The 13023-nt window shown below is 58.8% G+C and carries 11 protein-coding genes; 9 read left to right on the forward strand and 2 right to left on the reverse strand.

Annotated features, from left to right (window positions below; all coding sequences use genetic code 11):
• The first annotated feature begins 54 nt into the window (after positions 1 to 54).
• Positions 55 to 672 carry a trimeric intracellular cation channel family protein gene (locus tag I6J19_RS03900; protein WP_038626783.1) on the forward strand — a complete coding sequence of 206 codons (618 nt, stop codon included), beginning with the start codon at positions 55 to 57 and terminating at the stop codon, positions 670 to 672.
• A 114-nt stretch (positions 673 to 786) separates the two neighbouring features.
• On the opposite strand, the gene I6J19_RS03905 is transcribed toward I6J19_RS03900, so the two are convergent.
• Positions 787 to 1674, reverse strand: a complete 888-nt coding sequence (locus I6J19_RS03905; RefSeq protein ID WP_038626781.1) for a fructose bisphosphate aldolase — start codon at positions 1672 to 1674, stop codon at positions 787 to 789.
• Positions 1675 to 2033: 359 nt separating this feature from the next.
• On the opposite strand from I6J19_RS03905, the gene clpB reads away from it, so the two are divergent.
• The 3 genes from clpB to I6J19_RS03920 all read left to right on the forward strand — a co-directional run bounded on the left by clpB (position 2034) and on the right by I6J19_RS03920 (position 7222).
• Positions 2034 to 4613 carry an ATP-dependent chaperone ClpB gene (clpB, locus tag I6J19_RS03910; RefSeq protein WP_038626778.1) on the forward strand — a complete coding sequence of 860 codons (2580 nt, stop codon included), beginning with the start codon at positions 2034 to 2036 and terminating at the stop codon, positions 4611 to 4613.
• Between the two features lie 186 nt (positions 4614 to 4799).
• Complete coding sequence (locus tag I6J19_RS03915) at positions 4800 to 5447, forward strand: GNAT family N-acetyltransferase (RefSeq protein ID WP_038626776.1); 648 nt, start codon at positions 4800 to 4802, stop codon at positions 5445 to 5447.
• Positions 5448 to 5674: 227 nt separating this feature from the next.
• Positions 5675 to 7222, forward strand: coding sequence for an HNH endonuclease signature motif containing protein (locus I6J19_RS03920; protein ID WP_235191273.1), 1548 nt, complete (start codon positions 5675 to 5677; stop codon positions 7220 to 7222).
• 16 nt (positions 7223 to 7238) lie between these two features.
• Here I6J19_RS03920 and I6J19_RS03925 read toward each other — a convergent pair whose 3' ends face one another.
• On the reverse strand, positions 7239 to 7532 hold the full coding sequence (locus I6J19_RS03925; RefSeq protein WP_187402509.1) for an SDR family oxidoreductase: 294 nt from the start codon (positions 7530 to 7532) through the stop codon (positions 7239 to 7241).
• A 131-nt stretch (positions 7533 to 7663) separates the two neighbouring features.
• Here I6J19_RS03925 and I6J19_RS03930 point away from each other — a divergent pair, with 131 nt between their 5' ends.
• The 5 genes from I6J19_RS03930 (at position 7664) to I6J19_RS03950 (ending at position 12954) form a co-directional block, all read left to right on the forward strand.
• On the forward strand, positions 7664 to 8494 hold the full coding sequence (locus tag I6J19_RS03930) for a sulfurtransferase (protein ID WP_070432065.1): 831 nt from the start codon (positions 7664 to 7666) through the stop codon (positions 8492 to 8494).
• Between the two features lie 205 nt (positions 8495 to 8699).
• Positions 8700 to 10739, forward strand: a complete 2040-nt coding sequence (locus I6J19_RS03935) for a type III secretion system chaperone family protein (RefSeq protein ID WP_038626771.1) — start codon at positions 8700 to 8702, stop codon at positions 10737 to 10739.
• 51 nt (positions 10740 to 10790) lie between these two features.
• On the forward strand, positions 10791 to 11351 hold the full coding sequence (gene pyrE / locus I6J19_RS03940) for an orotate phosphoribosyltransferase (RefSeq protein ID WP_038626769.1): 561 nt from the start codon (positions 10791 to 10793) through the stop codon (positions 11349 to 11351).
• 99 nt (positions 11352 to 11450) lie between these two features.
• Positions 11451 to 12296, forward strand: coding sequence for a lysoplasmalogenase family protein (locus I6J19_RS03945; protein ID WP_038626767.1), 846 nt, complete (start codon positions 11451 to 11453; stop codon positions 12294 to 12296).
• Positions 12283 to 12954: a TrmH family RNA methyltransferase gene (locus I6J19_RS03950; protein WP_038626765.1), complete on the forward strand. Its 672-nt coding sequence runs from the start codon at positions 12283 to 12285 to the stop codon at positions 12952 to 12954. The genes I6J19_RS03945 and I6J19_RS03950 overlap by 14 nt, the downstream gene beginning before the upstream one ends.
• The last annotated feature ends 69 nt before the right edge of the window (positions 12955 to 13023 follow it).

A 13023-nucleotide genomic window follows, 5' to 3' on the forward strand; every position in this document is an offset into this window, starting at 1 on the left:
GGATATTAGCCTATAGTTCTACCGATTCGGGCGAAGTCCTTTATATTTCTAATCATGCTGCTCCACATCCTCTGGGTCATTGGAATTACGGCCGAAGGCGTCACCGGCGCACTAGCGGCCGGTCGAATGCGCATGGATCTCTTTGGGGTTTCAACAATTGCGTGCATGACTGCTATCGGCGGTGGTACCCTGCGCGATGTCATTCTCGGCCACTATCCGTTGGTGTGGGTTGCAAGCCCACAATATTTGCTGGTTATCGTCGGTGCAGCACTGATCACGGTGCTGTTGGCTGACTTCCTGATGAAGCACTTCCGAGTCGTGTTCTTGGTCGCTGACGCGATCGGTTTGTCGGCGTTTTCCATCATTGGTGCCCGCGTGGCCATGGAGATGGGGCACGGTGTCATCATCGCTATTGTCGGCGCCGTTCTTACCGGTGCGTTTGGAGGTGTGCTCCGCGACCTGATGTGTGACCGCGTCCCGCTGGTGTTCCAAAAGGAGCTCTATGCCTCCATCGCAGTCGTCGCGGCGACGCTTTACTACGTGCTCGACATGGTTGGCCTGCACGAGAGCATCAACATTATCTGCGCTGTACTGTCGGCGCTGTTCATTCGACTAGCGGCGCTGTGGCGTGGCTGGTCGCTGCCGGTATTTGACTACCAGGGGCGCGATTAAAAAACTCCCGCACCAAGAAAACCTGGTGCGGGAGTTTTTTTAGTTGCGCTAGCGGCTACCTAGAGGCACCCACAGGCACAGATGCACAGCGAAGCGCAGATGCAAAGCAGACGATTAGGAAATCGAAGCCTCGTAGATGCCCTTGACGGACTCAGCCATGGTTGCGTTGAACTCTTCATCGGACTGCTGAGCGGACAGGCCCTCAGACAGTGCACGGGAGAAGGAAGCAATCATGCCGTGGTTGCGGGACAGGCGCTCGTTGGCGTCCTCGCGCTCGTAGCCACCGGACAGGGCAACGACGCGCATGACCTTAGGGTGCTCAATCAGCGGCTTGTAAAGGTCATCCTTGGTGGGGATGGAAACCTTGATCATGACCTTCTGGTCATCAGCCAGGTCATCCAGGCCGGCGAGCAACTCGCGCAGGACAATGTCCTCAGCCTCTGCCTTGTCAGCAGCGTTGATGTCGACCTCCGGCTCCAGAATCGGAACCAGACCGTGGGACAGAACCTGCTTGCCGAACTCGAACTGCTGAGCAATGTTGGCCTTGATGCCCTCTTCGTTTGCCTCAGCAATGAAGGAACGCATCTTGGTGCCGAAGATGCCCTTAGCGACAGCGCGCTCCAGCAGCTCATCCAGGCCCGGGCACGGCTTCATAAGCTGAACGCCGTTTTCCTTGTCTGCCAGGCCCTTGTCGGTCTTCAGGAACGGGACGATGCCCTTCTTTTCCCACAGGTACTGAGCGGTCGGGATTCCCTCAATGTCGCGATCCATGGTCTGCTCGAAGAGAATCGCGCCAATAATCTGCTCAGAGTTGAAGGACGGGGAAGTGATGATGCGGGTACGCATCTCGTGAACCAGGTCGAACATTTCATCTTCGTTCGAGTACTGATCCTCGTTGATGCCGTACAGGCGCAGAGCCTTCGGGGTAGATCCACCGGACTGGTCGAGAGCGGCGATGAAGCCCTTGCCCTCAGTCATCTGACGTGCCTGCTCGATGTTCATTCGAGTCCTTTCGTGAGAATGAAGGAATGTCATCTACCAGGGTAACCAAAACAGTATGAGTGCGCTGCCCGCCCATCACTCACATGGGGGAAGTCGAATCAGGCTGGAGTGCGCTGGTGAGGGCGTTGGGCGGTGTGTCGGAGTGTGTCCGCACGTGGTTTCTGGAGCTCTCCAATGTTTTCTAGTGCTTTCCGGTGCGCTACTGCGCTTAACGACGCTGCCGAGCGCAATCCTTTTCGCTGTGGATGTGGCGTGAATCACAGTATGAAATTGTAAAATTTGAAGTTGAGTGGAACAGACTCAAGGCTGAATGCGTTATGGGTAGTGAATGACAAAGTTGAGTCAAAGGGGCGCAAGTTATGAGTTTTACACCAACAACTAAGACTGGAGAAGTTCTCCAGGAAGCTATGAAGGCCGCTACCAGCGCAGGTAATCCGGATATCCGGCCTGGGCACATTCTGGTAGCGCTACTGGAGCAAAAGGAGGGTATTGCGGCTCCGCTGCTTGAGGCAGCGGGTGTTAATCCTTCCGGGGTTTTGACCCGCGCTAAGGAGCTGGTCGCTGGGTACCCGTCGGCAAGCGGGGCGAATATGGCGAACCCGCAGTTTAATAGGGATGCTGTTAATGCGTTGAACGCTGCGGAGGAGCTGGCGGGTGAGCTTGGAGACGAGTATGTCTCCACGGAAATTCTGCTTATCGGTGTAGCAACTGGCCAGTCGGAGGCGGCAACTGTGCTGCAGTCGGCGGGCGCTACTGCCGAGGCATTAAAGGGCGCGCTGACTAGCGTGCGTGGATCGAGGAAGGTTACAACGGAAAATCCAGAAGAGCAGTACCAGGCTCTGGAAAAGTATGCGACGGATTTAACCGCGCGGGCACGTGAGGGCAAGATTGACCCAGTTATTGGCCGCGATGCGGAGATTCGTCGCGTGGTTCAGGTCCTAAGTCGTCGCACCAAGAACAACCCTGTGCTCATTGGTGAGCCGGGCGTTGGTAAGACGGCCATTGTAGAAGGGCTCGCACGCCGCATTGTTGCAGGTGACGTGCCGGAATCCCTGAAGGGCAAGACGCTGATGAGCCTGGATCTAGGTTCCATGGTCGCCGGTGCGAAGTACCGCGGTGAGTTCGAGGAGCGCCTGAAGGCGGTTCTGGACGAGATTAAGGAATCCGACGGTCAGATTATTACCTTCATCGACGAGATTCACACCATCGTTGGCGCTGGTGCCACAGGTGATGGCTCGATGGATGCGGGCAATATGATTAAGCCGATGCTGGCTCGTGGTGAGTTGCGCCTGGTCGGTGCGACGACTCTGGATGAGTACCGCAAGTACATCGAGAAGGATGCTGCGCTGGAGCGTCGTTTCCAGCAGGTCTTTGTCGGTGAGCCGAGCGTTGAGGACGCCATTGGCATTCTGCGTGGCCTGAAGGAACGCTACGAGGTCCACCACGGTGTTCGTATCCAGGACTCCGCGCTAGTCGCGGCAGCAACGCTGTCGGATCGCTACATCACATCCCGCTTCCTGCCGGATAAGGCTATCGACCTGGTGGATGAGGCCGCATCGCGTTTGCGTATGGAGATTGACTCCTCGCCGGAGGAAATCGACTCCGCGGAACGTATTGTGCGCCGCCTCGAAATCGAGGAAATGGCCCTGGAGAAGGAAACTGACATCGCGTCGAAGGAGCGTCTGGACAAGCTCCGTGAGGAACTTGCAGATGAGCGTGAGAAGCTCAACGCTCTGAAGACTCGCTGGCAGAACGAGAAGTCCTCGATTGATGATGTTCGCTCCGTTCGCGAAGAGCTCGATGCCCTGCGCACTGAGTCCGAAAAGGCTGAGCGCGAAGGTGACTACGGGCGCGTCGCAGAGCTGCGTTACGGGCGCATTCCTGAGTTGGAGAAGAAGCTGGAGACCGCCGAGGAATCGGTCGCTGACGCAGAGGAAAACTCCATGCTCAAGGAGGAGGTCACGCCTCAGGAAGTCGCTGAGGTTGTCTCCGCCTGGACGGGTATCCCGGCTGGCAAGATGATGCAGGGCGAAACCGAGAAGCTACTGGAAATGGAGCGCAACCTCGGCCGTCGCGTCGTTGGTCAGAATGCCGCTGTGGAGGCTGTCTCCGATGCTGTCCGCCGTTCGCGTGCGGGTGTTGCCGATCCGAACCGTCCGACTGGTTCCTTCCTGTTCCTCGGTCCAACTGGCGTTGGTAAGACGGAGCTGGCCAAGGCGCTGGCGGAGTTCCTCTTCGACGATGAGCGTGCGATGGTTCGCATCGATATGTCCGAGTACGGCGAGAAGCACTCTGTCGCTCGTCTGATTGGTGCCCCTCCCGGATACGTCGGCTACGACGCTGGCGGTCAGCTCACCGAGGCTGTTCGTCGCCGTCCGTACACCGTCGTGCTTTTCGACGAGGTTGAGAAGGCTCACCCGGACGTGTTCGATGTGCTCCTGCAGGTGCTCGATGAGGGGCGCCTGACTGATGGTCAGGGGCGAACCGTGGACTTCCGAAACACGATTCTGATTCTCACCTCCAACCTCGGTGCTGGTGGTACGCATGAACAGATCATGGATGCGGTCAAGATGGCCTTCAAGCCGGAGTTCATCAACCGTCTCGACGATGTAGTGATCTTCGATCCGCTGACCTCCGAGCAGCTGCGCGGCATTGTGGACATTCAGGTTCGCAACCTGGCGGAGCGTTTGGCTGCACGTCGTCTGGTGCTGGATGTCTCGGATGGGGCACTGGATTGGCTGTCGGAGCGCGGCTACGACCCGGCCTATGGTGCCCGTCCGCTGCGTCGCCTGGTGCAGAAGGCAATCGGCGATGAGCTGGCACGTCGACTGCTCGCGGGCGATGTTCGCGATGGTGACCGAGTAGAGGTTACGGTTGCTGACGATGGTGAGTCGCTGAAGGTTGTCGGCTATGGTGAGGATGGCGTAGCCCGGGGCTAGGGCTCCCAATCCTCAGGGCGATGCCTGTTCAGCAGGCTGTCCGTTTGTTGGGGCGGTTTGGGAGAGTTTTCTCCTGAACCGCCCCTTTTTTGTGCTTTTGTTGTCCGGGTTTATGTCCCCTGCGGCCGATCGTGTGGGCTTGTTGCATTCCGGTCGGTCTGGAGTGTGCCGGTATAGTGCGCAAGTATGACTAACTTTCAGTGGCGACCAGCGACAGACTCCGACCGCCCCTTCATTGCCTGGATGGACGAACTAACGGAAACGTTCGGAGATGAAAGTCAGCCACTGCCGGAAGATTATGTAGTCACGAGGCGCCAATACGTCGACCAATGGGATGCGAGTCAGGGCGGGGTTATCCTTTTCGCCACTTCGCTTGACGACGCTGACCTCGAGTCGCTCAGTAGCGACATGACCCGCACTGACCCATTTGAGCCGAGAGTTTCTCGCGAGGTCGCCTACAGCGCGGCCGCCATTAAGGCGGAATGGTTGGAGCGCGGGGATTCGTCGTCAAGCGAAGAATGCGAGGGCTATGAAGTGCCGGTGGGGGCGGCCTGGCTGCGTACGTTTACGAAGGACGATCCGGGGTACGGTTTTGTGGAAAATGGGATTCCTGAAGTAGCGATTGCGCTGCGTCCGGGTGTGGTCGGACGCAGGCTGTCGCAGCCGATGATTGCGGGGCTTCTTGAGTATGCGCGTGAGCTGGGGTACCCGGGGGTTAGTCTGGCTGTCCATGATGCCAACCCGCGGGCGGCGAAAGCTTATGTGAAGGCGGGGTTTGAGCTAGTGGGGCGCTCGAGCTTCCCGGACCACGATGTGATGGTGGTGCGGTTTTAGGCTTTCGGGTGCAGTTCTTTTTTTGGGGGGCGGGTTGGTCGGGTTTTTAGGGCGGATGGTGGGGTATTCAAGCTCTGGAAGCGCGGCAGTGTTTCGGAAAAAGATTCGAAAAAGTTGGCTGAGGGGTTGTGGGGCGCCGAATGGGTGTGCGATAATGTGGGGGAGGGAAATTAGTTAGTCCATTTGGGGATTCGGATTGCTAGCGTTTTAAAAAGGGGGTGGGGGAAATGTCTACACCATCGGTGCCAAATGGCAGTGGACCGCTTTCGACATCTCAGGTTTTAGATGCGGTTGCGCAGTTTGAAGCTCTGTCGACAGTCATCGTAGAGAACTTCGAAGTACTTGCGCCGGATCATGCGCACGATGCATATAAGTCGATTGAGAAAGCGCGAAAACGACTCGCAGTAATTGATGCGACTTATGTGGAGACCATGAAGGGGCGGATGCCCAGCGCGGAGCATCGACAGATTGCGTGGCTAGCGCAGGAGATGCGAATCTCGCGAGCAGAAGCGAGGCAGCGTATCAACGTCGTAGGGCGCCTGAGTAGGAATGTTGATCCGTTTGCTCCGGCGAATGAGGATGTGCGAATGCCGAACCTTCGTCAGAAAGTTGAGGAAGGTGTTGTCGGTGCGGATGCTGTTTCGAAGATTGACAAAGCCGTTCGTGAGCTGCCGGCAACGGAGCATGCACAGCTGTCTAGGCTGCTGGACAAGCACATTGCAGATTTAGTGGACAAAATCCGTGTTGATGATCTCAATAAATTGCCGAACCGCCTGCGGGCGATGTTGGGGGTTGATGACCCGTATACGGATGAGGACCGCGCTCGGAAACGAAGCCTAAAAATCGGTGCTCAGGGGCCGGACGGCATGAGCCGGTTGAGCGGTGTGGTTACGCCTTCGTTTGCAGCGGTGCTCAAAAGGCTGCAGGCGGATCATGCGCGCCCTGGCGGGTTACTCGAAGAAGGTGCCGATGACCAGCGGAATCCGGAGCAGCGTTTTCATGATGCCGTGGAAGCGGCGGTGAATGGGGGCTTTCAACCAGGCGGTGACCTTCAGCCGGCGCGGGGGACGACATCGGTGGTCACCGTCGCGCATATCGCAGATGTGGCAGCGCTAGCTGGAGTCTCCTTGCCTGATGGGAAAGATTTTGTACTTCCTGGATCGGGCAAAGCGGTCTCTGATGCGGGAGTGCGAATTTCCATTAGTCAGGCCGTGCAACAGATGGTTGATAGAAATTCGTTCCTCCAAGTCTTGGGGAATGAGGGACAGACCTTGTACTTTGGTCGGTCCCGCAGGCTGGGGACTTTGCCACAGTATCTGGCCCTTCTTGGAGAGGAAGGAGGCTCCTCCGCGCCGGGCGTGGGCACTCCGGGAGCTATGTGTGATGTTCACCATGTGCAGTCGTGGTCTTCCGGTGGTGGCACTGATCTGGATAATCTCACGTTGGTTGATCCGGGTACGCATCGAAAGATCGATGATGCTCGATGTGATGAAAATGCTTGGTGGACGCTTCGGCCGGATGAGGTGCCGGCGATTCTAGGAACTGACGAAGGGGACGGGGGTAGTGGGGAGTGCGAGCCGGCCTCTACTAATCGTGTGGTCTGGGTGGCCCCGAAAGGCAAGGAAGGAAACCGAAAAGCGGAATCCAATGAGGACCCCGATACGTTCGATAGTCCGGGGCGCTGGTTGCGTCGTAAAGCGCGAGAGAAACGGGCGGGGGGACACAGCGGATGGCAATGGCGAGACGGGACAGGATCCCGGTGGGTAGTCGGGTAGGGAGCGGGGTCCTGGCTTAGAGGCTGATCTTCCGTTTCGTAGTCAGCTTTGCATTAATGAAGCGGTTGAGGAAAGGGGCACCGACGCTGGCGGCATAGTGCAGCAGTTTTGTCGGCAGGCTGACGGGGAAGTCAGCCTTAGTAATCGTGCCCTGTTTCTGGTTGATGCAGTCGACGATTGCGTTGGCGACATCAGCTGGTGTGATGCGAATACCCATGCGCTTGGTGCCGTCAGTGCTGACATTTTCGAGCAGAGACGTCAACAACTCCGACGGTTTAGCCGCAGGAAAGCAGTTTTTCTGCGGTGGCACGGCCGATTCCATGGCCTGCGTTTGAGATGAAAACGGCCAGGTGGGCAGCATCTTCAGACATCTTCCCGAGCTCCTAGTTTTAATAACGTACATATCGCGCTACCAAGTCAATCGATTTAGAATCCAGGATTATGACAACATCCATCTCGGTACAAGAGCTTCGTGACAAGATTGCCGGTGGCGGTCGCATCGTCGTCGTTGACGCACGCTGGTCGCGCGCTAAAAAACCATATGACTCCTACGCTACGGCTCACATCCCTCTGGCCGTGTTTTGTGATCCCGAGTTGGATCTAGCGGGTGTTCCCAGCCGAGAAGCTGGTCGCAACCCGCTGCCGGATATCGAGCGTGTGCGCGATGCCGTCCGTCGTTGGGGAGTCCGCTCGGAGCATCTGGTGATCGTCTACGACGCGGGCGATGGGCTGTTCGCGTCACGTGCTTGGTGGATTCTGCGCTGGGCGGGTCTGGAGAATGTGCGTGTCCTCACCGGCGGGTTAGCTGCTTGGGAAGCAGATGGAAACGAGACTGCCTTCGGTCCCGGCAATCTGCCGCAGCCTGGAACGATTGCGGTGAGCGAGGGCAATATGCCTGTTGCCAGCCTCGACGACGTACGCACCTGGTCTGAACGTGGAATTTTGGTGGATGCGCGTGAGCCCAGCCGCTTTGAAGGCCGCAGTGAGCGCGTCGATCTGCAGGCAGGTCACATCCCGGGTGCCGTGAACCTGGCGGCTCGCAGTCTGCAAAATGCCGACGGCTCCTTCCTGCCTGTTGAGCAGCTCCGTGAGCGCTTTGTCTCCGTCGGTATCGAAGCCGGTCGTAATGTAGCGGTCTACTCCGGTTCCGGTCTTCATTCCTCACTGTTCATTCAGGCCATGGAAGAAGCGGGCATTACTGACGCCTCGCTGTATGTCGGAGGCTGGTCCCAGTGGGCTGGCAATCCGAGCCTGCCTATCGTCCGTTTCTAAGCGGCGCCGGACTCGCATGTGTCCGGGGCAGGGCGACCCCCCCAGGGAACCCCTGATGTGTCGTCCATGTGGATATTTCCCCTCGCCCTTACGGTTCTAGAGAGTCCTGTACGCTCTCGCCTCGGGCATTGGCATTGCGCCAGACGGGGGACGGCATATTGTCGCTGACCAAATAGAACGGCTTCTGGCTTAAGCTAGGAGATTAATGATTCCCCTAGTATTCACCCTCGCAGCGATCCTCATCATCGCCGCAGTCGCGCTGTTCGTTGTCGACCGCCGCCGTCGCAGCACAAGTGAGACTGCTGTGGCGTCTCCTTCGTCGCCATCGCTTTACGACGAGCCCTCGGACTTCGCCGGCGAAGTAACCGGTGTGGCGGCAGAAGATGTTGTGCCCGAACAGCCGGATTCTTCAGAGCAGGGCAGCTCTGAGACAGCTTCTGTGGTGAGACCGAATGTCGCAGCTGGCGCTGACTCTGAGGTTGTCGCTGAGACTGATGGTGCCGCTGAAGTTGACCCTGAAACTGAGTTTTCGACGATAGAACTGGGTACTTCAGCTGGGCAAATGATGCCGGCGGAGCCTGAATCTGTCTCGGGAATCGAATCGGCGGCCCCTGCTGAAATGTCCGAAGCAACAGAAAACTCGGGGGCTTCCGAAACATCGGGAACAGCAGCTGACCTGAATGCGGGAACGGACGGGTCTCTCCGAAGTGACGCGGAGTCCGGCACGGAGTTTGGCACAGGGTCTGGCGCGGAATCAGCCGAGTCAGTGACTGCCGAAGATACTGATACCGTGGATGAGCCCGAGACAGGTTTAGTGGGCGACACCAGTGCCACAGAGGCCAACAGCACCACCGCTGCTGACGCTCGCACTGGAACTGTTGACGGTACAGAATTCCAGGCTGCGTCGGTCGAAAATACCGAGACCGGCGAAGTGCCGCAATCATCCGATTTTGCGGCGCACGCCCAGGCCACTCAGGTCACCCAACCCGCCCAGCCCACAGAGCCCACCCAGCGCGCGCAACCGCAGCGCGCCCAGCAGAAGTCAGTGGCTCCTGTCCGTCGACGTATCAGCGGTCGCCGGGTGCGTCACTTGCGGAAGGCCTGGGCGCAGGAACGTAATTCTGTCTACAACCGTGTGGACCATGAGCTGCCGTCGTACTGGCAGCGCACGCCAGACGGCGATGCCAAGGCCGTGGTCTCCGGTTTCGCCTTTGGCCGGGAAATGCACCTCGCCGATGTCGGTGGCATCACCACCATCGCCATCCGCCGCTCTGTATCCAGCGATGAGGTTTTCGAGCTGCGCCGCAGCGGCGGCACGACGCTGCCTCACGTAGCCACCGAAGCCGGCCTGGTAGTCGCAGCTACCGACCCAGAGCTCATTCATCGCATCTTCGACGACCGTGCAACCCGCATACTTGCCGACGTGCACCCGGCCATTACCCGCATGTGGTCCGAAAACTCCTGGTCCTTGGCTCAGCTGATTGATAATTCAGTGCCAGAGGACTGGGACGGTGCACTGGCATCGCTGTCGGACTTCTCCGACATTGCGCGCAGGTTGCCACCGGCGGAAGGCGAAACTGTCGCTCCGGACACAAATCAGTGGGATCCCACTCGTTTGCAGCTCACCGAGCAGTCCGTTGACTCTGGTTCCTTGATTTCGGATGGAACCGGGCGTGGGCACTTGCACGCGGTACCAGACCAGCGTCGCAACGGTTCTGCTAACCACGAATCGCAGGATCTCAGCTCACAGAACGGGCATGCCCAGAGTCACAGCGCGCAGAATAGCAAGGGCGAAGAGCCGCTGGACGTTGAGGAAATTGTTTACGCAGATTCTCCTTCGTCCTCGTCTGCTGCCACCGTGGATGCAACCACGGATGATTCGCAGTGGTCGTCGCAAAGCAATGCACAACCCACGGTGGTGCAGGCGATTGACGGCTCGTCGTGGCGCCCTACGCGGGATATACCGCTTGATCCGACGGCGCTGCCTTCGCGGTCAACGGCACGAAAGATGGGGGCAAACGTTGGTGAGTCGGAGGACATTGGGGATTCTGGCCAGCAGATTCCTGCGCTTGGTGAGGATCCCGAACATAGCCGAATGCGCTCGAGCCGGGGACGTGTAGTGCGATCAAATGTGAAGCCCGCCAGTATTTTTACCGACGCCGCCCCAGACCTCGACAGCAGCGACAACCCCACCGAATCTGTATCCGAGGACAAAGGCGCAACCCCTGATTCCGCGGACGAGTAGAACCAGACATATCCTTGAGCACACAGTCGTTTATTTAGGAGACAACCTCAGATGAGCACCCACACGAGCAATGTCAATCAGGAGAAGCTGCAGCGTTTGGCCGAGCTGGTCAAGGAGCTGGCGGTTGTCCATGGCAAGGTCACGCTGTCGTCTGGACGTGAGGCTGACTACTACGTTGACCTGCGCCGCGCCACCCTACATCATGAGGCCTCGCGCCTGATTGGTTCCCTGCTACGGGAGCTCACTGCCGACTGGGACTACGCGCACGTCGGTGGTCTGACGCTTGGCGCGGATCCGGTGGCCACCTCTGTCATGCACGCCGAAGGACGTCCGATTGATGCCTTCGTAGTACGCAAGGAAGCCAAGAAGCACGGCATGCAGCGCCGCATTGAGGGGCCGGACATTGTGGGCAAGAAGGTCCTGGTTGTTGAGGACACCACCACGACGGGCAACTCGCCGCTGACCGCCGTAGCTGCCCTACGCGAGGCCGGCGCCGAGGTTGTCGGTGTAGCCACTGTGGTTGACCGCGCGACGGGCGCCGACGAGGTCATCAAGGGTGAAGGCCTGGAGTACCGTTACCTGCTCGGTTTGGATGACTTGGGCCTGGCCTAAGAATCTGAGCGCTAGAGCTTTTACCGAGCCTCACTCAACTCACTGAGCCTCACCCAGCTCATCCGCCCCAACGCAGTCCCACGAAAGAGGAACATCCCCATGACTACCAAGCGTGCAGGACTCTTGTCCAAGCTCACTACGACCAAACTCCCCGGCACCAAGGAAACCGTCGCTGACATGTTTGTGCGTCGCACGGGCGAGGGCCTCGGCGCACTCGTCGGTATCGCCAGCGCAAGCTCCGACACCCGCCGTGCCCCGGAACGCGCCGGCTACATTGCCGCCAGTGCGGTCAACGTTGTCTCCAGCGCCTTCGGCTGGGAGACTCCACGTCGAGTTTCCAAGACTGTCCTCATGCCACTGTTAGCGGCCAATGTTTGGCGCCGTCGCCACGAGACGTCTCGCTTCACGACGACCACCCTGCTCATCGGCCTCGCCGGCGGTTGGTTGGGCGACTTGATTCTCATGCCGAACAAGCCGAACCTGAACCGCGGTTCTGTGCCGTTCGCAGTTAACCAGGTTGCCTACCACGTGCTGCTGTGGCGTGCCGGAGCTCGCATTAGCGCGCTGCGTGCTGCCATTCGCTTCCCACTGTGGGCTGGTTCGGTACCGCTGGTCGGTGCTGTAAAGCCAGAGGCGCTGCCCGCTGCAGTTGGATACGGTCCGCTGCTGGCCGTGACTTCTGCACTGGCCGATGACCCGGTACTGCTGGAGGGGGCCGGTGCTGTCGGAACTGATGAGCAGACCGGCCTGCCGATTGCCGATGCCACCTACGGCCTAGGTCACGGTGGCAACCTGTTCCTCATCTCCGACACGCTACTGATGGCTCGAAAGATGTTTGCGGAGGAGGGCGTCGTCGGCAAGCTTCTGAATGCTGCAGTGATGGACACCTACACCATGGCGCAGTTGTTCCTGGTCGAGGGGCTGTTGACTCTTGACCGCGCCTGAGCCCGGGAAGGGGCCGACGGAGTGGTTTGAGGCTCGTGTCGGGGTGGGGCCGTGGGAGCAGGAGCACCCGAACGAACCTCGGCCGACCGGCCCAGAATACGATGAGCAGCTTTTGGATGAGGGCGACCGACGCAATGTCGTCGATGCTTACCGCTACTGGACGATGGAGGCTATCGTCGCGGAGCTGGATAAGCGTCGTCATCCGTTGCACATCGCCATCGAGAATTTTGAGAATGACTCCAACATCGGCACCGTGGTACGCACCGCAAATGCCTTCCTGGTGGAGGCCGTGCACATCGTGGGGCGCAAGCGTTGGAATCGTCGCGGCGCGATGGTGACTGACCGCTACCAGCACTTGCTGCACCACGAGACGGTGTCGGAGGTCATTAGCTGGGCGCGCGAGCATGACCTGGCTGTGGTGGCCGTGGACAACGTGCCGGGCTCCGTACCCATCGAAACCGTTGAGTTGCCCGAGCGTTGTCTTTTGCTCTTCGGCCAGGAGGGGCCGGGAGTGACTGAAGAAGCACAGCAGGCGGCGGACCTGACGGTGTCGATTGCCCAATTTGGATCGACGCGTTCGATAAATGCGGGGGTAGCGGCGGGTATTGCCATGCACTCTTGGATTCGTACTCATGCAGACATCACCGCGGCCTGGTAATTGTCTGCTTAGGTGTTTTATTTCGAAAGGCTGTTTTAGAGCTGTTTCACAGCCGTTTTAAGGAGAGCC

The sequence above is a fragment of the Corynebacterium amycolatum genome (assembly GCF_016889425.1).
Taxonomy (GTDB): Bacteria; Actinomycetota; Actinomycetes; order Mycobacteriales; family Mycobacteriaceae; genus Corynebacterium; species Corynebacterium amycolatum.

Coding starts and splice junctions, on each gene's coding strand:
- I6J19_RS03900 (WP_038626783.1), top strand. CDS start 55: ATGCTGCTCCACATCCTCTGGGTCATTGGAATTACGGCCGAAGGCGTC.
- I6J19_RS03905 (WP_038626781.1), bottom strand. CDS start 1,674: ATGAACATCGAGCAGGCACGTCAGATGACTGAGGGCAAGGGCTTCATC.
- clpB (WP_038626778.1), top strand. CDS start 2,034: ATGAGTTTTACACCAACAACTAAGACTGGAGAAGTTCTCCAGGAAGCT.
- I6J19_RS03915 (WP_038626776.1), top strand. CDS start 4,800: ATGACTAACTTTCAGTGGCGACCAGCGACAGACTCCGACCGCCCCTTC.
- I6J19_RS03920 (WP_235191273.1), top strand. CDS start 5,675: ATGTCTACACCATCGGTGCCAAATGGCAGTGGACCGCTTTCGACATCT.
- I6J19_RS03930 (WP_070432065.1), top strand. CDS start 7,664: ATGACAACATCCATCTCGGTACAAGAGCTTCGTGACAAGATTGCCGGT.
- I6J19_RS03935 (WP_038626771.1), top strand. CDS start 8,700: ATGATTCCCCTAGTATTCACCCTCGCAGCGATCCTCATCATCGCCGCA.
- pyrE (WP_038626769.1), top strand. CDS start 10,791: ATGAGCACCCACACGAGCAATGTCAATCAGGAGAAGCTGCAGCGTTTG.
- I6J19_RS03945 (WP_038626767.1), top strand. CDS start 11,451: ATGACTACCAAGCGTGCAGGACTCTTGTCCAAGCTCACTACGACCAAA.